Annotated in this window: 18 protein-coding genes; 8 read left to right on the top strand and 10 right to left on the bottom strand. The window is 70.0% G+C overall.

Translation table 11 applies throughout. The annotated features are described in order from the left end of the window. Nucleotides 1-27: 27 nt before the first annotated feature. Complete coding sequence (locus OG494_RS00440; protein WP_328450777.1) at nt 28-1554, bottom strand: MFS transporter; 1527 nt, start codon at nt 1552-1554, stop codon at nt 28-30. Here OG494_RS00440 and OG494_RS00435 point away from each other — a divergent pair. Next, the gene (locus OG494_RS00435; RefSeq protein WP_328450775.1) at nt 1544-1714 is read left to right on the top strand and encodes a hypothetical protein; all 171 of its coding nucleotides are present in this window, start codon (nt 1544-1546) and stop codon (nt 1712-1714) included. The genes OG494_RS00440 and OG494_RS00435 overlap by 11 nt on opposite strands. A gap of 198 nt (nt 1715-1912) precedes the next feature. On the opposite strand, the gene OG494_RS00430 is transcribed toward OG494_RS00435, so the two are convergent. Continuing rightward, nucleotides 1913-3100 carry an acyl-CoA dehydrogenase family protein gene (locus tag OG494_RS00430; protein ID WP_328450773.1) on the bottom strand — a complete coding sequence of 396 codons (1188 nt, stop codon included), beginning with the start codon at nt 3098-3100 and terminating at the stop codon, nt 1913-1915. A gap of 224 nt (nt 3101-3324) precedes the next feature. Here OG494_RS00430 and OG494_RS00425 point away from each other — a divergent pair, with 224 nt between their 5' ends. Next, nucleotides 3325-4155 (top strand): alpha/beta hydrolase, encoded by an 831-nt coding sequence (locus tag OG494_RS00425; RefSeq protein ID WP_328450771.1) that lies wholly within the window; start codon nt 3325-3327, stop codon nt 4153-4155. A gap of 126 nt (nt 4156-4281) precedes the next feature. Here the strand turns inward: OG494_RS00425 and OG494_RS00420 are convergent, their stop codons facing one another. After that, nucleotides 4282-4836 (bottom strand): NUDIX hydrolase, encoded by a 555-nt coding sequence (locus OG494_RS00420; RefSeq protein ID WP_328450769.1) that lies wholly within the window; start codon nt 4834-4836, stop codon nt 4282-4284. Between the two features lie 244 nt (nt 4837-5080). Between OG494_RS00420 and OG494_RS00415 the strand changes: the two genes are divergently transcribed. From OG494_RS00415 to OG494_RS00405, 3 genes are read left to right on the top strand one after another with little or no spacing between them, the layout of a single operon-like run. After that, nucleotides 5081-6487 carry a nucleotide sugar dehydrogenase gene (locus OG494_RS00415; protein ID WP_328450766.1) on the top strand — a complete coding sequence of 469 codons (1407 nt, stop codon included), beginning with the start codon at nt 5081-5083 and terminating at the stop codon, nt 6485-6487. After that, nucleotides 6484-7473, top strand: coding sequence for an NAD-dependent epimerase/dehydratase family protein (locus tag OG494_RS00410; protein WP_328450763.1), 990 nt, complete (start codon nt 6484-6486; stop codon nt 7471-7473). The genes OG494_RS00415 and OG494_RS00410 overlap by 4 nt, the downstream gene beginning before the upstream one ends. Before the next feature lie 7 nt (nt 7474-7480). Further along, nucleotides 7481-8728 carry a class I SAM-dependent methyltransferase gene (locus OG494_RS00405; RefSeq protein ID WP_328450761.1) on the top strand — a complete coding sequence of 416 codons (1248 nt, stop codon included), beginning with the start codon at nt 7481-7483 and terminating at the stop codon, nt 8726-8728. 130 nt (nt 8729-8858) lie between these two features. On the opposite strand, the gene OG494_RS00400 is transcribed toward OG494_RS00405, so the two are convergent. After that, nucleotides 8859-10313: a nucleotide disphospho-sugar-binding domain-containing protein gene (locus OG494_RS00400; RefSeq protein WP_328450759.1), complete on the bottom strand. Its 1455-nt coding sequence runs from the start codon at nt 10311-10313 to the stop codon at nt 8859-8861. Nucleotides 10314-10679: 366 nt separating this feature from the next. Here OG494_RS00400 and OG494_RS00395 point away from each other — a divergent pair, with 366 nt between their 5' ends. The 3 genes from OG494_RS00395 to OG494_RS00385 all read left to right on the top strand — a co-directional run bounded on the left by OG494_RS00395 (nt 10680) and on the right by OG494_RS00385 (nt 14276). Beyond that, the gene (locus OG494_RS00395) at nt 10680-11348 is read left to right on the top strand and encodes an O-methyltransferase (protein WP_328450757.1); all 669 of its coding nucleotides are present in this window, start codon (nt 10680-10682) and stop codon (nt 11346-11348) included. Nucleotides 11349-11368: 20 nt separating this feature from the next. Beyond that, on the top strand, nt 11369-12922 hold the full coding sequence (locus tag OG494_RS00390) for a 4-hydroxyphenylacetate 3-hydroxylase family protein (RefSeq protein ID WP_328450755.1): 1554 nt from the start codon (nt 11369-11371) through the stop codon (nt 12920-12922). 124 nt (nt 12923-13046) lie between these two features. Continuing rightward, nucleotides 13047-14276 carry a cytochrome P450 family protein gene (locus OG494_RS00385; protein ID WP_328450753.1) on the top strand — a complete coding sequence of 410 codons (1230 nt, stop codon included), beginning with the start codon at nt 13047-13049 and terminating at the stop codon, nt 14274-14276. A gap of 273 nt (nt 14277-14549) precedes the next feature. Here OG494_RS00385 and OG494_RS00380 read toward each other — a convergent pair whose 3' ends face one another. From OG494_RS00380 to OG494_RS00355, 6 genes are all read right to left on the bottom strand, one after another. Beyond that, a complete protein-coding gene (locus tag OG494_RS00380) occupies nt 14550-15665 on the bottom strand; it encodes a hypothetical protein (protein ID WP_328450751.1) in 1116 nt (371 codons plus the stop codon). 30 nt (nt 15666-15695) lie between these two features. After that, nucleotides 15696-16925 carry an NAD(P)/FAD-dependent oxidoreductase gene (locus tag OG494_RS00375; RefSeq protein WP_328450749.1) on the bottom strand — a complete coding sequence of 410 codons (1230 nt, stop codon included), beginning with the start codon at nt 16923-16925 and terminating at the stop codon, nt 15696-15698. 99 nt (nt 16926-17024) lie between these two features. Further along, nucleotides 17025-18389 carry a condensation domain-containing protein gene (locus OG494_RS00370; RefSeq protein WP_328450747.1) on the bottom strand — a complete coding sequence of 455 codons (1365 nt, stop codon included), beginning with the start codon at nt 18387-18389 and terminating at the stop codon, nt 17025-17027. A gap of 52 nt (nt 18390-18441) precedes the next feature. Further along, nucleotides 18442-19494, bottom strand: coding sequence for a 4-hydroxyphenylpyruvate dioxygenase (hppD, locus tag OG494_RS00365; RefSeq protein ID WP_328450745.1), 1053 nt, complete (start codon nt 19492-19494; stop codon nt 18442-18444). 57 nt (nt 19495-19551) lie between these two features. Then, nucleotides 19552-19758, bottom strand: a complete 207-nt coding sequence (locus OG494_RS00360; RefSeq protein WP_328450743.1) for an MbtH family protein — start codon at nt 19756-19758, stop codon at nt 19552-19554. Nucleotides 19759-19769: 11 nt separating this feature from the next. Further along, nucleotides 19770-21494, bottom strand: coding sequence for a non-ribosomal peptide synthetase (locus OG494_RS00355; protein WP_328450741.1), 1725 nt, complete (start codon nt 21492-21494; stop codon nt 19770-19772). Between the last annotated feature and the right edge of the window lie 110 nt (nt 21495-21604).

Genomic DNA, 21604 nt, shown 5'->3' with positions numbered 1-21604 from the left:
CGGGAGTTGCATCAGGCAGTCAGGCCGTCAGGCCTGCGCCGCCTCCGCGGAGGTTTCGCCCTCCGCGGCGGCTTCCGGTGCACCTTCCGGCGCGGCTTCCGGCGGCGGGCCCGTGGGCATCGGCGGCGGAACCGGGATGTGCCGGAGGGTGACGAAGGCCAGCGCGGCCAGGGCCACGAACACGACCGCGCAGATGCCGGCGGTGGTGTTCAGGGCACTGGTGAACGCGTTGCCCGCCGCGGAAAGCAGGTCCTGCGCGACGGCCGGGGGCTGCGTGCTCGCAGCCTGGACCGCGCTGGAGATGCTCTCGCGGGTCGCGTCGGCGGCCGGGCCGCTGACGCTCGCCGGCACCGTCAGGTGGCTGTGGTAAGCCGCCGTCGCGATGCTGCCGAGGGCGGCGATGCCGAGCGCGACGCCCAGCTCACCACCGGTCGACTGCAGCGAAGCCGCCGACCCCATCTTCTCGGGCGGAGCCGAGCCCATGACGACCTTGTTGACCAGGACGCCGATCGGGCTGCCGCCGATGAAGATGATGCTCGAGCCGACGATCAGCACGGCCACGCCCGAAGTCGTGTCGTACAGGCTCAGCACGACCATGCCGACCGCCGCGATGAGCATGCCGACCATCATGATGATGCCGGGACGCACCTTCAGCGACAGCGGGTTGGTCACCTGGATGCCGATCACCATGATCACGGCCGGGATCAGCAGCAGCAGCGCGGACTTCAGGGCCGAGAAGCCCTCCACCTCCTGCAGGTGCTGGGTCACGAGCAGACCCGTGCCACCCTGGATCGCGGCGAACAGCAGGCCCAGGATCAGACCGCCGGAGACGGCCTTGATCGCAAACAGGCGGACGTCCAGGAGCGGGTTCGCCAGCTTGCGCTGCCGGCCCACGAACACCACGCCGAACACGATGCCCGCCAGGGCCACCAGGACCGGCGCGACCGCCCAGCCGGAGCGGACGACCTCCTTGAGGCCCCAGATGAAGGGCAGGATCGCCAGCAGCGACAGGGCCACGCTGAGCAGGTCGACCTTGCCCGCGTTCGGATTCTTGAACTCGGGCAGCAGGATCGGCCCGAACACCAGCACCAGGAGCATGATCGGGACGGCCAGCAAGAAGACCGAGCCCCACCAGAACGACGCCAGCAGCAGGCCGCCGATCACCGGGCCGAGGGCGATACCGGCCATCATCGAGGTGGCCCAGACACCGATCGCGGCACCCATCTGCTTCGGGTGCTGGAACATGCCCATGATCAACGCGAGCGTCGAGGGCATGATCGTCGCACCCGCGATGCCGAGCAGAGCACGGACGACGATCAGCATCTCGGGGTTGGTCGAGAAGGCCGCGACCACCGAAAGGATGCCGAAGGCGGTGGCCCCGGTGACCAGGACCTTCCGCCTGCCTATCCGGTCACCGAGCGTACCCATGGTCACCAGGAACCCGGCGATCAGGAAGCCGTAGATGTCGGTGATCCACAGCTGCTCGGTGCTGCTCGCGCCCAGGTCTGCGCTCAGGTGCGGGAGAGCGAGGAACAGGACGTTGATGTCCATCATCGTCAACATCGTGGGGAGGGCGAGCACCGCCAACCCCCACCATTCCCGCCGCCCGGCCAAGGGCGGCGCGCCGTTACCGGTCACTTTTCATCATCCTCTCTCCATCAATGCCGCCGGCCGACCGAGGGATCACAAAGGCCAGACGCACAAGGCGTTGTGACTTCGAGGTCGGTTCGTACGGTGAGTAACTGTCCCAGAGGCCGCTCGTCACGAGCATCTTCCGAAATGCGGTGCGGGCGGCCCCGGGAACTGTCCGGGGTAGCTGTGCGTTTCTCACCGTTTTCCCCCGGCGAAACGGCCCTGACCTGCGACCACGGATTCCTGTGGCGGGCCGGACCGGGGCAGCGAAATCGGGGGCTCAGATGTATGCCGTGTCCGGTTCCAAACCGCACAGAATACGACCGTACAATTCCGCGGCGGTGGTCGGGTTGATCAGTGCGTGCAGGCTCGCGGCCTGCAGGTCGTGCAGGATGCCCTGGATCGGCACGTGCTGGTAGATCGACGCGCCGCCCGCGCCGGCCGCCAGGATGTCGACGGCTTCCTTGGCCAGCTTGCAGACCTCGCCGACGTCGGCCCGGTTGCGGGCACGCTCGACGAGGGTCCACGGGACTCCCTCCGCCGCCTTGCGGTCCACAGTGGACGTGATCCGCCAGGCGTGGAACTCGGCCTGGTCGATCTTCTGCGAGGCCTCGGCCACCTGCAGGTGGGTGACGGCGGCGTCCGACTGCTTCGTGTAGGCCGTATAGGCGATCCGGCGGCCCGGCAGCCACTCCAGGAAGTTCTCCTTCGCCGCGCGCGCCAGGCCCAGCAGGGTGCCGACGGTGCTCGCGCCGGCCACCGGCACCAGCGGCGCGCGGTAGATCGGGATCCGCGCGTTGCGCTCGGAGACGCTGTTGCCCTGCACGACGGTGGGCATCGGCAGCGCCCGCTCGGCCGGGACGAAGAGGTCCTGGGCGATCGTGGTGAGGCTGCCCGAGCCCTTGAGGCCGGTGGCGTACCAGTCGTCGACGACCTGCAGGTCCGCCATCGGGACCAGGGCCATCAGCGGGTACGGCTCGGACCCGTCGGCCGGGTCGAGGATGGCGATGATCTCCTGCCAGTGCGCGTGCGGCGCGCCGCTGATGAAGCTCCACTTGCCGTTGACGACGAAGCCGCCGGCGACGGGCTTGGCGAAGGCGGTGGGGCTGAGCGTCCCGCACACCCGGACGTCCGGGGTCGAGAACACCTCCTCCTGCACCTGTTCCGGGAACATGCAGACCATCCAGCCCGGGATCGAGTAGACCGAGGCGACCCAGGACGCCGAACCGTCGCCGCGGCCGAGCTCCGCGGCCACCTCCATCAGCGTGGTCGTGTCGGCTTCGTAGCCGCCGAAGCGGGCGGGGACGCGGAGCTTGAAGATGCCGGCGTCGGCGAGGGCGTCGATCGTCTCCTCGGTGAGACGGCGGTCTTCGGCGGCTTTGCCGGCGTTCGCGCGCAGGAGCGGGACCAGGCCGGCCGCGCGTTCGACGAGCTGGGCGCGGGTCGGAAGGGGGGTGCTCGGCACCATGACCTCCACGGTGTGACAGGACGACCGAGGGCCGCACGGGGCGGCTCCGGGCGCAACAGGGACGCCGCGCGTTCCCGACGGTCGCACCCGGTTCCGGGCGGTCGCACCTTGCGGAATGCGGCCGGGCGAGGCCTCGCAATCGAGAAGAGCCCAACCGGAGAGACGCGCCGGGCCGCCGGGCCGCCGGACACTGGCGCAAACCTGTCCTTGACCGGAGGATGCGCATGCGAGTCACCATCGACCGGCTGGCCGTACCCGGTGCGAGCCTGTACTACGAGGTCCGCGGCGCCGGCCCGGCGCTGCTGGTCATCCCCAGCGGCAACGGCGACGCCGCGCCCTTCGTGCCGCTCGCGGAGACCCTGTCCGACGAGTACACGGTGATCACCTACGACCGGCGCGGCTTCTCCCGCAGCCCCCTCGACGGCCCGGTCGGCGACGACCGGCTGGCCGACGACGCGCACGACATCGGCGCCCTGCTGCGGCACCTCGCGCCGGGCCCGGCCGCGGTGTTCGGGTCGAGCTCCGGGGCGATCGTCGCGCTCGCCACCCTGGAGCGGCACCCCGACCTGGTGCACACCGTCGTCGCGCACGAGCCGCCGCTGGCGTCGGTGCTGCCGGACGCCGAGAAGTGGCTCGGGTTCTACTCCGACCTGTACGAGACCTACCAGCGCGAGGGCGTCGACGCCGCGCGCAAGGCGTTCCGCACCGGGATGGGCATGGACACCACGACGAAACCACCGCGGCGCACCGAGCTGCCGCCGGACGAGCTCGCCGAGATGCTCGGCCGGATCCGCCGCAACCACGTGTTCTGGTTCGAGCACGAGCTGCTGCCCTACCCGGCCTACCGCCCGGACCTGGTGCTGCTGAAGTCCCTTTCGGACAAGCTCGTGCTGGCCGGCGGCGACACCGCGCGCGACGGTTTCCCGTACCGCCCCAACACCGTGCTGGCCGGCCACACCGGCAACCCGATCGTGCACCTGCCCGGCGGGCACGTCGGGTACGTCACCCACCCCGACGAGTTCGCCGTGGCCCTGCGGGAGATCGTCCGCCCCTGACCGCACCCCGCCGACTCGTCACTTTCCCTGGGAAAGATGCGTCCGAAGGCCCCCTGGACGTATCTTTCCTAGGGAAAGTTCGGTTGTGGGGGCACCTGGCGTAGCACTTTCGTGTGAAATTTGCCTTCAGGCTTCTTCGTGGAGTTTCAGCAGGGTGTAGGCGGCCACCGTCGTGTTGTCGCGGATGCCGCCGGTGCGGATCAGGGCCTCGAACTCCGCGCGTGAGCACCACCGGTGGCGCATGTCCTGCTCCTCGTGCTCGCGCTCCGGCTCGCCTTGGACGAGGCCGGTCGCCAGGAACACCGTGCACATCTGGCCGCTCGCGCCGTGCCACGCCGCGAGCCGGCCGATCGGCACCATCGACGCGGCGCGCAGGCCCGTTTCCTCGGTGAGCTCGCGGTGCGCCAGCTCCAGCGGGTCGCCGTCGCGGCGATCGGGGTAGCAGCCCTGCGGGAACTCCCAGTACCGCGCCAAGAGCGGGTAGCGGTACTGGTCCACGAGGTGGAACCCGCCGCGCTCGGCCGCGATCACGATGGCGAAGTCCGGCCGGTCGATCACGGAGTAGATGCCCTCCGAGCCGTCGGGGCGCTCGATGGCGTCTTCGCGCACGCTCAGCCACGCGTTCTCGTACACCTGCCGGGAGGAGATCTGCCGGATCACCGGGAGATCGACGTCAGCCATGGGCCCACGATAAGCGCCCCGCACGGCCGGCGCGTCTCCGGCGGTGCGGCGCAAGCAACAGAGGAGACGCGGGCGGCGACGGCCCGCGCGGACCATGGTCGCTGGGGAGATCGGCGGTCCGGCCGGGCCATCGGCCGGACCCGTCCGCGTTCGCCCCCGACGAGTTCGTGCAGGACCCGCGCTCGATGCCGTCGCCGGCCCGCGAGCCGGACCCGGAGGCATCATCACTCGATTGGAGACGCGAATGCGTTTTCTGCCCGACCACGACCAGCTCCGAGTGGCGGTGATCGGATTCGGCTATGTCGGCTCGTGCATCGCCGCGACACTGGCCGACCGGGGGTTCGACGTCGTCGGCGTCGACACCGATCCGCGCCTGCTCGACGAGCTCGCGCGCGGCCACTGCCGGTTCGCCGAGGAAGGCCTCGCCGACCTGATCTTCCAGGGCCTCGCCGACGGGCACCTGCGCGTCACGACGGAGATCGCCGACGCGGCCGAGGCCGACGTCATCCTCATCTCGGTCGGCACCCCGGTGCGCGAGGACGGCTCTCTCGCCGAGGAGCAGCTGCGCGGCGCCTGCCGGGCGCTGAGCCCGCACCTGCGCCCCGGCCAGCTGATCGTGCTCAAGAGCACCGTCCCGCCGGGCACCACTCGCGGCATCGTGCTGCCGCTGCTGGAGGAGAGCGGCCTGACCGGCGGCGTCGACTTCGGCCTGGCGTTCACCCCCGAACGGCTCGCCGAGGGCACGGCGCTGCGCGAGCTGCGGACGTTCCCGATCGTCGCCGGCGGGCTCGGCGCGGACAGCGAGGCCGCCGCGGAGGCGTTCTGGCGCCGCGCGCTCGACGTCGAGGTGATCCCCCGCGACTCGCTCGAAGCCGCCGAGATCGTCAAGCTGGCCAGCAACTGGTGGATCGACCTGAACATCGCGCTGGCCAACGAGCTCGCGAAGTTCTGCGCGCTCTACGGCGTCGACGTGCTCGACGTGATCACCGCGGCGAACACGATCCCCAAGGGCGCGGGCAACGTCAACATCCTGCTGCCCAGCGTGGGTGTCGGCGGCTCGTGCCTGACCAAGGACCCGTGGATGGTGTGGCGCTCGGCCGACCGGCGCGGGCTGCAGATCCGGACGGCTCCGGCCGGGCGCGAGGTCAACGCCGGGATGCCGGAGTACACCGCGCAGCTGGCCGTCGACGAACTGGTGCGCCAGGGCAAGAACCCCACCGGCAGCAAGGTCGCCGTGCTGGGCCTGGCGTTCAAGAACGACACCGGGGACCTGCGGGCCACCCCGACCGTCGGCGCGGTGAAGACGCTCGCCAAGGCGGGGCTCACCGTCACCGTGCACGACCCGCTGGTCGACCCGGACGCGGCCGAGGAGCTCTTCGGCGTCCGGCCCACCGCCAGCCTGGAAGAGGCCGTGCGGGACGCGGACTGCGTCGCGATCCTCGCGCTGCACCGCGACTTCCACGACATCGACTTCGCCGCCCTCCCGGTCGCGGAGAACTGCCTGGTCCTCGACGGCCGGGCCTACTACCCCAAGGAAAAGATCGCCGAACTGCGCGCGGCCGGCTACGTCTACCGCGGCATCGGCCGCGGTGACGCGATCACCGGCCCGGACGAAGGCGCGCAGCGGATCTGGACGGAGACCGGCCGATGACCACCCCTCACGTTGCCCGCCACGCCGTCGTCACGGGCGGCACCGGCTTCCTCGGCTCGCACCTGGTCGAGCGCCTGGTCGACCGGGGCGACCGCGTCACCGTCCTGGACGCGGCCGCGCCGCGCTTCCCGGTCGGCGGCGTCGAGTACATCACCGCGGACCTGCGCGACACGGCGAAGCTGGCGGAGGCGATCCGGCCCGGCGTCGACGTCGTCTACCACCTCGCCGCGGTCGTCGGCGTCGACCAGTACCTGGCGCGCCCGCTCGACGTCATCGACATCAACTACGCCGCCACCCGCTCGGTGCTCGACCTCGCGCTCGAGGCGGGCGCGAAGGTCGTGCTGGCCAGCACGAGCGAGGTGTTCGGCAAGAACCCGGCGGTGCCGTGGGACGAGGACGGCGACCGCGTCCTCGGCGGCACGTCGCACGACCGGTGGTCCTACTCCTCCAGCAAGGCGCTGGCCGAGCACCTGACGTTCGCCTTCGCCCGCCAGCGCGGGCTCGAGGCGACCATCGTGCGCTACTTCAACGTCTACGGCCCGCGCCAGCGGCCCGCCTACATCGTCAGCCGGTCGGTCCACCGCGCGCTCAACCGGCGGTCGCTGGTGGTCTACGACGAGGGCCGGCAGACCCGCTGCTTCACGTTCATCGACGACGCGATCGAGGGCACCCTGCTCGCCGCGGACCACCCGGACTCGGCCGGGCAGGCGTTCAACATCGGCAGCATGGTCGAGACCACCATCGGCGAGGTCGTCCGGCTGGTCAGCGAGATCACCGGCGCGACCGACGTCGTCGACGTCGACACCGGCGTGAAGCTCGGGGCGTCGTACCAGGACCTGCCGCGGCGCGTGCCGAACAACGCCAAGGCGCAGGCGATCCTCGGCTGGCGGCCCGAAACCGCGTTGCGCGACGGCCTGATCAAGACCGTCGAGTGGGCGCGCGGCGCGGACTGGTGGCTCGGCCAGGACGACAAGGGCGCGGAGTGAGGATTCCATGACCACGAACAGTGAGGGCCAGTCCATGGGTACGAAGTGTCGGGTGTGCGGTGACCAGGTCGTCGAGTTCGTCGACCTGGGCAACCAGCCGACGGCGAACGGCTTCCTGCTCCCCCACGAGGTGGCCGGCGAGTTCCGCTTCCGGCTGGCGGTCGGGGCGTGCGAGAGCTGCACGATGGTGCAGCTGATGGAGGAGGTGCCGCAGGAGCTGCGCTACCACGCGGGTTACCGGTACCAGGCTTCCGGCTCCGAGGGGCACCGCAAGCACTTCCGGACCGACGCCGAGTGGTTCCTCGCGAACGAGCTCACCGGGCCCGACCCGTTCATCGTCGAGATCGGCTGCAACGACGGCGTCATGCTCTCGACGATCGCCGAGGCGGGCGTGCGGCACCTGGGTGTCGAGCCGTCCGGCAACGTCGCGGACCTGGCCCGGGCCAAGGGTGTCCAGGTGCTCTCGGCGTTCTTCGACCAGGACACCGCGGCCGCCGTCCGCGGCGCGCACGGGGCCGCGGACGTCATCTTCGGCGCCAACACGATCTGCCACATCGCGCACGTCGAATCGCTGTTCCGCGGCATCGACGCGCTGCTGTCGGAGGACGGCATCTTCGTGTTCGAGGAGCCCTACCTCGGCACGATCATCGACGGCATGGCGTTCGACCAGATCTATGACGAGCACGTGTTCTACTTCAGCGCGGGTTCGGTGCAGCGGATGGCGGCGCAGTTCGGGTTCGAGCTGGTGCACGCCGAGCACATCGCCATGCACGGCGGCGAAGTCCGCTACACGATCGCCCGCCCGGGCGCGCGCACGCCGTCGGCCGCGCTCGACGCGCTGCTCGCCGAGGAAGAGGCGGGCAAGCTCTCGGAGCCGCTGACGTTCACCCGCTTCGGCCAGAACGTGGAGCGCATCCGCGACGACCTCGTCGGGCTGCTCACCCACCTGAAGGCCGAGGGCAAGACGGTGGTCGGTTACGGCGCGCCGGGCAAGAGCTCGACGGTGACGACGTACTGCGGCATCACGACCGACCTGATCCCGTTCGTCGTCGACTCGACCCCGGGCAAGCAGGGCCACCTCCTGCCGGGCTCGCACCTGCCGGTGAAGCCGCCGGCGGCGTTCTCGGACGACTACCCGGACTACGCGGTGCTGTTCGCGTGGAACCACGCGGCCGAGATCACGGCCAAGGAGCGCGCCTTCCGCGCGGCCGGCGGCAAGTGGATCCGGTTCGTGCCGGAGGTCGAGGTGCTCTGACGCCGTTGTGGTGAAGGCCCCGCCGGGTTCGCCCGGCGGGGCCTTTCGTTGTGCGGCAAGTGTTTCCGCACGACGAAAGCCGCCGCCCCGAGGTTTCGGGACGGCGGCTTTCGCGTGTGGTGCGGGAGGCTCAGCGGCGGTGCTGGACGATCAGCTTCTCCAGGTCCGGGATGATGTCGCTGGGGCTGGGCATCGCCAGCCAGTCGTCGTGCAGGGCCGCGGCCGCGTGGTGGTAGTTCGGGTCGGTGGCCACCGACCAGACCAGGTCGCGGATCTCCTCGACCGTGTTGGCGCGGTGGTCGAGGCGGACACCCGCGCCCGTCGAGATGACGAAGTCCGAGACCACCGTGGCCTCGACCTTCTTCGCCGGCAGCTCCCAGTGCGAGGTCGCCTGGTCGGGCTGGCCTTCCTCGCGCTCGTCGAACTCCCAGCCGAGGCGGTAGGTGCCGGTCTTGTGGACGTCGGCGTCCTCGTCGGTGACCAGGCGCATCAGCAGCGAGACGCCCTCGAGGTCGCAGACCAGCTGCGGGACCTTGTGCGCCACGGCCGAGGAGTAGGTGCCGATGCCGCCGTGGTGGATCAGGGCCGAGCAGGTCGGCATCAGGTGCGGCAGGTTGACCCAGTCGATGACCTTGACGTTCGGCGGGATCTCCTGGACGTCGTGCAGCTGCGCCTTGTCCAGCGTGGCCACGATCTCGAGGTCGTCGAGCTGGCCGACGGCCTGGAGGATCTTCGGCGCGCGGTCCCAGTCGCCGTTGATGAACCGGCGGGTGGACTCGCCCAGCGACAGCGCGACGCGGCGGCGGTTCTTGCGGCCGCAGCACTCACAGCGCGTCGCTTCGGGACGCTGGTAGAGCCACTTCGGGAACGTCTCCGGGTCGACGTAGGGGACGTGCCGCATCGGCAGCTTCTTCGTGCTGGTCGGCAGGCGCAGGCCCTCCAGCATCGTCTCGATGCTCCACTGCCCGACGAGCAGCTCGTCGTCGACCTCGAAGCCGTACTTCTCGGCCAGCGGGCGGATCAGCGTGGCCAGCGGGTTCGGGTCGAGGCCGGCCGCCTTGAGCGCGGACTCGTTCTCGGCGAGCCGGTCGAGGCTCCAGCCGAACATGTCGTGCCCGATCAGCAGCCGCGTGTGCGCCGCGCCGCAGACCTTCGCCGCGACCGCGGCCGCCGGGATGGTGGCGTCCCACGAGATCAGGTCCGGCTGCCAGGCCTTCGCGAACTCGATCAGGTCCTCGGCCTCGGAGCGGTCGAGCCGCACGTAGTCCGACGTCGGCTGCATCAGCCACTGGTAGAACACGATCCAGTGCTCGCGACCCTCGGGCGACAGGCCCATCACGTCGGCGTAGCGGTTCACGAGGTCCTGGTGGTGCGGCGGGGCGCAGTCGTCGGTGAGCCGCACGGGCGGCTGGTTCGGATCGCCGAGCAGCACCGGGGTCAGGCCCGTCTTGATGATCATGTCCGCCGCGGTGTGGTGCGCCGCGATGCGGACCTCGTGGCCCGCGCTCTGCAGCGCCCACGCCAGCGGGACCACCGGGTAGAGGTGCGCCAGTGAGTTCGGGTAGACGGTGAACAGGACTCGCATCGAATCTCCTCGACTCCGGATGTGGTGTCGTCGCCGGTGGGAGTCAGGCGCACCCGGGACGGCCAAGGCCGGCGAGGGTCCGCGTGAGCCGCGGAACACCGTGCCGACGGCGCTCGCGACGCCGGTCCCGGCGCGAAATTCCTGACTACAGCGAGGATCGTCGCCGTGCCCGCGGCGGCGCATCTCCCGCCGTGCTGAAGGCCCGTGGGCTGTGCAAACGAGGAGACGCAAGGCCTTCGCACCGGTGCCGATACTTGCCTTCACAGCCGGAGCTCCGCCCCGGGCCGGGGGCTCCGCCACCCGGAACCCCCAGAAACTTTCAGCCCACCGGAACCCGGCCGGATCGCGCGCCGTCGTGGAGGACGCATGAGTACGTTCAGTTTCCTGGACGAGAAGACGATCGCCTACGTGGTCGGTTCCTGCACGGAACCCGACGCGGTGGTGCAAAGCCTGATCGAGGACACCGCGAAGGTCGGTGAACTCTCGGAAATGCTGACGCCGGTCGAACAAGCCGGTTTCCTGCACCTGATCGCGAAGCTGGTCGCGCCGAAGCTGGTCGTCGACGTCGGGACGTTCACCGGACTGTCCTCTTTGGCCTTCGCGCGCGGGCTCGTACCCGGCGGTCGCGTGATCACCTGCGACGTCACCGAGGACTGGGTCGGCATCGCCCGCAAGCACTGGGAGCTGGCCGGTGTCGCCGACCGGATCGAGTTCAAGCTCGGTCCCGGCCGCAAGACGCTGCCCGGCCTGGTCGCCGACGGTACGGCGGACCTGGTGTTCATCGACGCCGACAAGACGTCCTACCCGTACTACATCGACGCCGTGACGCCGATGCTGCGCTCGGGCGGGCTGCTGATCCTCGACAACGTGCTGCTGCACGGCACGGTCGCGGCGCCCGAAGACGTCGAAGAGGATCTTCCGCGCTACGCCGCCGAAGTCGTCGCCGGCGTCAACGCCAAGCTCGCCGTGGACGAGCGGTTCGAGACCGTGATGCTGCCGATCGCCGACGGCGTCACGCTCGCCCGCAAGAAGTGACCGGACAAGGGGAAGCAGCCATGAGCGAACACCCGGAGGGCCCCGCACCGGCCGCGTCCGCACCGGCCGGCGGAAGCCGTCCGGCCCGGCCGCTGACCGGCGCCGAGTACATCGAAAGCCTGCGTGACGACCGCGAGGTCTACATCAACGGCGAGCGCGTCAAGGACGTCACCGAGCACTCGGCGTTCCGCAACCCGATCCGGATGACCGCGCGGCTCTACGACGCCCTGCACGACCCGAAGTACAAGGACGTGCTGACGGCGCCGACCGACACCGGCAGCGGCGGCTACACGCACCGGTTCTTCCGGACGCCGCACAGCGTCGAGGACATGGTCGCCGACCAGAAGGCGATCGCGGCGTGGGCGCGGATGAGCTGGGGCTGGATGGGCCGCAGCCCCGACTACAAGGCGTCGTTCCTCGGCACGCTCGGCGCGAACTCCGAGTTCTACGCGCCGTTCGAGGACAACGCCAAGCGCTGGTACAAGGAGTCGCAGGAGAAGGTCCTCTACTGGAACCACGCGCTGGTGCACCCGCCGGTCGACCGCAAGAAGCCGCCGGACGAGGTCCGCGACGTGTTCGTCCACGTGGAGAAGGAAACCGACTCCGGCCTGATCGTCAGCGGCGCCAAGGTCGTCGCGACCGGATCGGCGTTGACGCACTACAACTTCATCGCCCACTACGGCCTGCCGATCAAGCGCCGCGAGTTCGCGCTCGTGGCCACGATCCCCATGGACGCCAAGGGGATGAAGCTGATCTGCCGGCCGTCGTACACGTCGATGGCCAACGCCGTCGGCTCGCCGTTCGACTACCCGCTGTCCTCGCGGCTGGACGAGAACGACACGATCCTAGTGCTGGACAAGGTCCTCATCCCGTGGGAGAACGTCTTCATCTACGGGGACCTCGGCAAGGTGCAGACGTTCACCGGGCAGTCCGGCTTCATCGAGCGTTCCACCTTCCAGGGCTGCACCCGGCTGGCGGTGAAACTGGAGTTCATCGCGGGCCTGCTCGCGAAGGCGCTCGAGATCACCGGCACCGAGGACTTCCGTGGCGTGCAGACCCGTCTCGGTGAGGTTCTGGCGTGGCGCAACCTGTTCTGGGGACTTTCGGACGCCGCGGCCCGCAACCCGGTGCCGTGGCGCGACGGCGCGCTGCTGCCGAACCCGGCGTACGGCCAGGCCTACCGCTGGTTCACCCAGGTCGGCTACGCGCGCATCCGCGAGATCGTGCTGCAGGACGTCGCGAGCGCGTTGATCTACATCAACTCCAGCGCCGAGGACTTCAAGAACCCCGACATCCGCGGTTACCTCGACACCTACGTCCGCGGGTCGAACGGCATCGACGCCGAGACCCGCGTCAAGGTGATGAAGCTGCTGTGGGACGCCGTGGGCACGGAGTTCGGCGGCCGGCACGAGCTCTACGAGCGCAACTACGCCGGCAGCCACGAGAACACCCGCATCGAGCTGCTGTTCGGCCAGGTGGCCTCCGGCGACGTCGACGACTACAAGCGGTTCGTCGACACGTGCCTCAACGAGTACGACCTCGACGGCTGGACCGTGCCGGACATGCGCCGGTGAACTGGGCAAGACGCGAGGTGTCCGGCGCCGGGGGCGCAACGAAGATGAAGCCGGGGAACGAGGACCCGCGGCCGTCCTGGGGTACCGCGGCGGTTCGGCCCGGAAATACTTTGAGGAGTGAGTGATGTCCGCAGAAGACGCCCCTCGCGTGCCGCTCGAGGCGACGGATCTGACCAATCCGCCGCAGCTGCTCGCCAAGCTCGGCACCGACAGCCCGATCCACAAGGTGGCCATGCCCGACGGCATGCCGGCGTGGCTCGTCACCGGCTACCGCGAGGCGCGGCGGGCGCTGTCCGACCCGCGCCTGGCGCGCAGTGACAAGGTCGCCAGCCCGACGCTCAAGCCGTACCTCGCGCTGTACAACGACGACTTCTTCCGCCACTCCATGGTCTTCAACGACCGTCCGGACCACACGCGGATGAAGAAGCTCGTGTCGCAGGCGTTCACCCCGCGGTACATGGAGAACCTGCGCCCGCGGGTGCAGCAGATCACCGACCGGCTGCTCGACGCGATCGCCGCCGCCGGCACCGCGGAGGTCGTCGAGGACCTGGCGATCCCGCTGCCCAACGAGGTCATCTGCGAGTGGTTCGGCGTCCCGATGTCCGACCGCGAGGAGTTCCGCCAGTACTGCTCGATCGTCACCGGGCTGGGCGAGGTCACCGACCAGAACGACATCTTCCAGGCCGGCCGCTGGTTCGACGAGTACCTGACGAACCTCATCTCGCAGCGCAAGGAGGTCGCCGGCGAGGACATGATCTCGGCGATCCTGTCCGGCCAGGAGGGCAACGCGACGCTCTCGGACATCGAGCTGCGGTCCAACATCTTCCTGATGCTGATCGGCTCGGTCGAGACGGCCGTCAACATGATCGCCAACGGCATCCTGGCGTTGCTGCGCAACCCGGAGCAGCTCGCCGCGCTGCGGGCCAACCCGGACCTGGTGCCCAAGGCGATCGAGGAGATCCTGCGCGTCGACCCGCCGGTCGTCACGGTGACCTACCACTTCGCCAAGGCGGAGGTCACCATCGGCGACGTCGTCGTCCAGCCGGGTGAGCACGTGGCCATCTCGCTGACCGCGACGAACTACGACGCCCGCGACTTCCCGGACCCGGGCCGGTTCGACCTGGAGCGCCAGACGCCGCACCTGGCGTTCAGCCACGGCATCCACTTCTGCCTGGGCGCCCCGCTGGCCCGGCTCGAGGGCGAGATCTTCTTCAAGAGCCTGCTGGCGCGCTTCTCGGACATCCAGCTGGCGATCCCGGACGCGGAGCTGGGCTGGAAGCCGAGCTACTTCGTGCACCGGTTGAACGAGCTGCCGATCAGCTTCACCGAGGCCTCGGCCGCCGCGGCGGCGTAGGTTTTCGTCCGAGAGCCCCGGGACCGGTTCGCCGGCCCGGGGCTCTTTCGCGTGCGCGGACGAGTCACGGCCCTGATCACGCGAGTCCGGCGTACCCGCCACTGCGGACTCGTGTACCCGGACGGTCGGCTCACGTACCCGGACGGTCGGCTCACGTACCCAGCCGGACGACACGCGTACCCAGCCGGACGACACGCGTACTCGGATGGACGACACGCGGGCATGGGAAGAGCCGCCTCGCGGGGAGCGAGGCGGCTCTTGTGGGCCCCCAGGTCAGGCTGCCGCGCGGTGTTCCCGCTCGGTGACCGCCTCGTAGTAGCGGGCGATCGCCTTGTAGGACTCCTTCGGCTCGATGTGGTACGTCGTGAAGTGGTCGAAGTAGTCGTCGCGGATGGTCTTCGTGATCGTCATGCTCGCCGTGTCGAGGTCCCACTGGGGGTCCTCCGAGTGCGGGTGCGTCGGGTGGACGAACTCCGTCACCGCGACGCTGTAGATCCCGAACTCGTCGTACAGGCGCAGCCGGTCCAGGTGGAAGTCCGCCTGGGCCTGCTCGTCGCGGACGAAGCCGTCGAAGACCCGCGGCGGCTCGACCGTGCGGTCCACGATGTCGAAGCCCAGCAGGCCCTTCTCCGACGCCCCCTTGTAGGTGAACGTGCCGTACTCGGAAATCATGATCGGCTTGTTCCACTTGCGGTACGCGGCCAGCTCGGCGAGGTAGGCCTCGCGGTCCGGCTTCGGGTGGTAGTAGTCCACGATGCCGATGTAGTCGAACGGCGTCCAGTCGACGCGCTCGAACGAGCCGGCCGAGTACGTGATGCCGCCGCCGAAGTTCGCGCGCGCCACCTCCACCGCCTTGGCCAGGAACGCGTTGAGCTTGCGCTCGACGTCGTCGTGGTCGATCGGGCCGACCGGGCGCAGGAAGTGGTGGTCGGAGTCGGGGAAGGCGTTGCCCATCCGGTTGTGGTAGAACTCGCCCGGCATGATCCCCATGGTCTGGATCGCGTGCGTGCACCCGACGCTGACGTGGATGTCCGCGCCCTGCAGGCGGAACTTCTCGGCCAGCGCGGCGGTCTTGCCGATGTGCTCCAGCACCGCCGGCTGCTCGCCGTCCATCAGGCGCGGCTGCAGCCAGACGTGCAGGCCGCGCTCAATGGCGTACGCCGTCGTCGCCTCGAGGCGGTCGAACAGCGTGCCGTAGATCGTGACGGAGTTCGCCTTCAGGCCGTCGGCGATCGAGTCGATCTCCGTGCGCATGATGTCGTCGCTCCACACCATGCGCGAGTTCGAGCCCTGGCCCGTCTCGTGGTTGGAGCCGCAGTCGTAGGCGACCCCGCGGTAGGTGAGGCCAGTGCCCCGCGGCGCGAGGATGTCCCCTTCGTGTGTGCTCATTTTCCGCTCCCAGTACCCGATGCGGCGGTCTTACGCCGCCCGCCTGCGCTGCTCGAAGATGTCGTTGATGCCGGTGAGGCCCGAGAGCATGGTCGCGAAGTCCGTCTCCCGCGGCCGCAGCTTCTGCGGGTCGATCTGCTGCTGGGCCTTGTCCCAGTAGTCTTCCTTGTTCTTCGTGCGGTCGTAGAAGAAGCGCACGAAGTCCAGGACCGAGTCGAGGAACGTCCGGTAGCTCTCCTCGTACAGGCCGAGCAGTTCGTCCTCGACCGAGGCGTCGCGCAGCGAGCCGTCGATCGCGTCGGCCAGCGCCCGCGCCCCGCGCAGCGCCAGCGTGACGCCGGTGGAGAGCAGCGGGTCGACGAACGCGGCGGCGTCGCCGACCAGCGCCCAGCCCGGGCCGTGGAAGCGCTCGGAGGTGTAGGACCAGTCGCGGATGTTGCGGAACCCGCTGACCCGGCGCGCGCCCTTGACGAGCGTGCTGACCTCTTCGGTCGCCTGGACCTGCTCGAGGTACAGGTCCTCCAGCGACTTCCCGGACTTCTGGTACTCCTCCAGCGGCGTCACGTAGCCGACGCTGACCGTGCCGTCCGAGAGCGGGATGAACCAAACCCAGCCGGTCGGCCGGTTCTCCGAGATGATGTCGCCGGCCTTGGTGCCGCCGTAGAGGTTGCAGCCCTGCCAGTAGCTCCAGGTGGCGATGTTGCGCAGGTCGTCGTGCCAGGAGACCATGTCGAAGTGCTTGGCCAGCAGGTGGTTCTGGCCGGAGGCGTCGACGACGAACTTCGAGCGCACCGTCCGGACGTCCTTGCTGCCCTTCTCGGTGTAGGTGATGCCGACCATCCGCTCGCCGTCGAAGACCGGCTCGCGGACGGTGACCTCTTCGAGCACCGTGGCGCCCAGTTCACGGGCGCGACCCAGCACCAGGGCGTCGAAGTCGGCGCGGCGGACCTGGTAGGCGTGGTCGTAGAGCGCCGACTCGGTGAACCGGAAACCCCAGGTGCCCTGGTTCTTGCCCCACAGCAGGGTGCCGCCGTACTTCTTGGTGAAGCCCATGTCGTCCAGGCGCTTCAGCAGGCCCAGGTCGTCCAAAGTGGGCAGTGCCCCGGTGATCAGGGACTCGCCGATGTGGTAGCGCGGGAACTTCTCACGCTCGATCACCAGCACCCGGTGGCCCATGCCGGCCAGCAGACCCGCTGTCGCGGCGCCGCCCGGGCCGCCGCCGATGACGACGACGTCGAAGTCCTCTTCGCTTGCGCTCATCTGCGCCTTCCTCCTCGAGAGATCGCCCTAACGTGCTTTCGGGGGTCCAGGGGGCCCGCCCCCGGCGGGTCCGGGGCTCGGCCCCGGATGACACAGTGGTCAGAGTGCCCACAGTGGACGGTTGGGGTCGGTCAGCCCGGACGCCAGGATCGCCTGGTAGTCCTCGATCATCCGGACCATCGTCTCCCGGTCGAACTGCTCGGTGTTGTAGCGGCTGGTGCCGGCGATCTCGCCGTCGGCGAGGATGTCGAGTGCCCACAGCACCCCGTTGGGGATGTCGGAGGTGTCGTCGCAGGACTTGGTGCGCTTGCGGACCTCGGCGTACTCGACGTCGCCGACGGTCTCGGCTTCGGTCATGCCGGGGAACTGCAGGACCTGGATCGCGCAGACGGCGTTGTCGTCCCGCTCGTAGGTCTTGTTGATCTCCGGCGCCTGCGCGACGACCTCGCTGAAGGGCAGTTCGTGCGCGTAGGCCTCCAGGCAGGTGGCGCGGATCCGCAGCACCAGCTCGGAGAACGTGCGGCAGCCCTCGATGTCGGTCCGCAGCGGCACCAGGTTGAAGAACGGCCCGATGGTCTCCATGAACGACGAGTCGGAACGGCCGGAGGTGATGATCGGCACCACCAGGTCGGTGGCGCCGGAGATCCGCGCCAGGAGCGCGTTGAAGGCGGCCAGCAGGACCATGAACGGCGAGCAGTGCATCACCCGCGCCAACTCCATGGTGCCGCGGGTGAGCTCGGCGTCGAGCAGGAACCGCTCCACCGCGTAGACGGCCGCGGTCTCCGGGGCGAGCGTGCGGTCGGACTTGATGTCGAGCATCCGCCCGCCGCGCAGCTTGCCGCCCCAGTAGTCGCGCGACGCCTGGGAGTTCGCGCTGGCCAGATCGTCGATCTGCCAGACGGAGAAGTCCCCGTACTGGCGGGCTTCCGGCAGCGGCGGGACGTCGAGCCCGCGACGCCGCGCGTAGCTGACGGCCAGCTCGTGGATCAGCACGTGCAGCGACCAGCCGTCGCCGGCCGTGTGGTGCACGATGAGCACCAGCACCCCGTCCTGGTCGTCGAAGCGGCCCAGCTCGGCGCGCAGGTGCGGCAGGGCGTCGGCGCCCAGCCGGCCCGCTTCGATCGTGTTGACGAAGTCGTCGACCTGCTCGTCGCGCGGCAGGCCGTTGTCGGTCAGCTGGTGCACCCGCAGCTCGGGCGAGGACGGCGGGTGGACGCGCTGGTACTGCTCGCCGCCGTCGCGGACGATCTCCGTGCGCAGGATCTCGTGCCGCTCGACGACGTCGTCCAGCGCGCCCTGGAGCGCGGCCAGGTCCAGCTCGCCGCGCACCCGCCAGCCGTGGATCACCAGGTGCCGCGGTCCGAACGCACCGTCCGTCGCCCCCTTGTCGAAGATGCACAGCAGACCGAGGTTGGCCGACAGCGGGTAGCGGCCGGCCGTGGCGCCGGCCTCGGAGATGCTCATCGCGGGTTCCCTTCGTAACGGCGCGAGCGGGCGGTGGGTAGCGGGTGCTGGTTCAGGAGTGGTCGCGCTGGCGCTCGGCGGCCTGGTACAGCGCGGTGATGTTGCCACTGCCGAACCCGCGGGCCCCGAGCCGTTCGACCAGCTCCAGGAAGATCGTGTTCCGCGGGTGCACCGACCGGGCGAAGATCTGGTACAGCTGGCCGTCGTGGTCCTCGTCGACGAGCACCTGCTGATCGCGCAGGTCCGCCAGCGAGTACTGCTCGGGCACGACGCGCTGCAGCAGGTCCGCGTAGTAGGAGTCCGGGGTGCCCATGAACTCGACCTCCCGGTCGCGCAGCAGCTCGACCGCCTCGATGATCCCGTTGGCGGCGAAGGCGATGTGCTGCACACCCGCGCCGCCGTGGTCCTTGAGGAAGTCGTCGATGTGGCCCGGCTCCTTCGAGGTGTCCGGCTCGATCAGCGTGAACGTGACGCTGCCGGACTTGCTCTGCACCACCTTCGTGGTCATCGCCTGCGCGCCGATCGCGAGCGTCTCGTCGAAGATCAGCTCGAAGTTCAGCACGTCCCGGTAGAAGTCGACGGTGGCGTCGAGGTGACCGTTCTCCACGCACACCGCGAAGTGGTCGATCTCCAGCAGGGCACCGGGTTCTTCGGCGTCCACGGTGATCGGCGCCGGCGGGCCGTCCGGGTATTCGACGAAGGTGTGCAGCGTGTCGCCGAAGCCCATGATGCTGGCCGTGACGACCCCGCCGGCCCGGCTCGGCCCGGCGACCGGGCGGGCGCCGCGGGCGACGGCCGCTTCGAAGGCGGCCGTCGCGTCGCTGACGCGCAGCGCGATGTCCGCGACGCCGTCGCCGTGGTGGTCGACGTAGGCGGTGCCGGGGTGGTCTTCGACCAGGGGCTCGCTGAAGACGAACCGGACGTCGTTGGCGCCGATCTCGGTCGACCGCACGGCGGCCCAGTCCGGCCCGGCGTCACCCAGCGGCCGTTCGCCGAGCCCGTACCCGCGCACCAGCCAGTTCCGTGCCGTGTCGAGGCTGCCGACGTAGAACCGGACGTAGTCCAGTTCGAGGCCGTCGAGCACCGACGGATTCGGGGTGGCCATGGGGAACCTTCTTTCCTCGTTTCCGGGATGAGCGCGGTGGGCGGCGTCCGGGAGTTTTCAGGCGGCGCGGCGGGCGGCCGGGTTGGGCCGCAGGTCGCGCCAGTTCTCGCTGATGTAGTCCAGGCAGGACACCCGGCCGCGCGGGCCGTGCACCACGTCCCAGCCCCCGGGGACCGGGATGCCGGACAGCCACAGCGAGTGCTCGCCCGCGGCGTTCACCAGGACGGTGTAGTTCTTGTCCGGGTCGTCGAAGGGGTTGGTCATCTCGGTCTCCCTCAGAGCACCTGGGCCAGGCCGGCCACGGTCGGAGTGTCGAAGAGCGTGTTGATCTTCAGTTCCACGCCCAGCTCGGCGCGGATCCGGTTGAGCAGGCGCATCGCCAGCAGCGAGTGGCCGCCCAGGTCGAAGAAGCTGTCGTCGACGCCGACCTCTTCGACGCCGAGCACCTCGGAGAACGCGCGGCAGAGCGCCTCTTCCTTGGGGCCGCTCGGCGCGCGGGACGCGCCCGCGGTCTCGAACTCCGGCTGCGGCAGCGCGGCCCGGTCGAGCTTGCCGTTGGCCGTCAGCGGCAGCTGCTCGACGACCACGAACGCGGCGGGCAGCATGTACTCGGGCAGGCGGGTGCGGACGCGCTCGCGGATGGCGCCCGCGTCGGGCTCGCCGTCCTCGGCGACCAGGTAGGCGACCAGCCGGACGTCGCCGGCCTTGACCTCGCGGGCGACGACGGCGACGTCGGCCAGGCCCGGGTGCCCGGAGATGGCGGCCTCGATCTCGGCCAGCTCGACCCGGAAGCCGAGGATCTTGACCTGGTCGGTGGCGCGGCCGACGAACTCGATCTCGCCGGCGGTGGTGCGGCGCACCAGGTCGCCGGTGCGGTACAGCCGGGCGCCGTCGGGGCCGAACGGGCTGGCGACGAAACGCTCGCCGGTCAGGTCCGGGCGGCCGGCGTAACCGAGGGCGACGCCGACGCCGCCGAAGTAGAGCTCGCCGACGGTGCCGTCGGGCACCGGGTCGAGCCGCTCGTCGAGCACGTGCAGCTCGACGCCGTCCATCGCGCGGCCGACGGGGACCACGGGGCCCGGCGTGTAGGGCGCGGTGATCGCGGAGTTGGTGCTGAAGACGGTGCCCTCGGTGGCGCCGTACATGGCCCGGACGACCAGGCCCGGGTTGACCTCGAGCACGCGGGCGACGGCGGTCGGCGCGATGACGTCGCCGCCGGTGAGGACCTCGCGGACGCCGGCGAGGCTTTCCGGGGCTTCCTCGGCCACGACGCGGAACAGGCCGGCGGTGAGGTGCACGCCGGTGATCGCGTTCCCGGCCAGCAGGGCGCCGAGGCCGGCGATGTCGAGCTTGCCCTCGGGGGCGACGAAGACCGTGCCGCCGTGCAGCAGCGGCACCCAGATCTCGTAGGTCGACACGTTGAACGCGTGCGGCGCGATGAGCAGGACGCGCTCGTGGTTGCCGGTGTCCCAGGTGGAGTCGAGCGCCAGGGCGAGGGCGTCGGTGTGGCGCACGGCCACGCCCTTGGGCTCGCCGGTGGAGCCCGAGGTGTACATGACGTACGCCGGGGCGTTCTCGTCCAGGGTGACCTCGGGCGCCGTCGCCGGCTGGTCCGAAAGGTCCTCCGCGGCCAGCACGATGTCGGAGACCGACGGGACGCCGAGGCCCTTCGACGCCGCGTCCGTGACGAGGATCGTGGCCTTCGAGTGGTCGATGATCCACTGGCGGCGGTCGGCCGGGTAGGCCGAGTGGATCGGCTGGTAGAAGGCGCCGGCCTTGAGCGCGGCCAGGAACGTGACGACCACGTCGGCGCTGCGCTCGAGCAGCACGGCGACCGGGACGTCCGGGCCCGCGCCGAGACCGGTGAGGCGGTGCGCGAGCCGGTTGGCGCGCTCGTCGAGCTCCCGGTACGTCAGCGTGCGGTCCGGACCGGACACCGCCACCGCGTCGGGGGTTCGGGCGGCCTGCGCGGAGAACGCCTCGTGAACGGACCGGGCCATGATCACCACTCCAATTTCCTCGAATCCTGCAGCGCCGGTTCCGACGCTAACCACGGGCGCGGCGGGCCACGTCTCCGTCTTTGCGGGCTTGGATCCCCTGCCTGGCAAGG

Origin of the sequence: Amycolatopsis sp. NBC_00438 (genome assembly GCF_036026695.1) — a bacterium.
GTDB lineage: Bacteria > Actinomycetota > Actinomycetes > Mycobacteriales > Pseudonocardiaceae > Amycolatopsis.
This window is presented reverse-complemented; position numbering and strand designations above follow the sequence as displayed.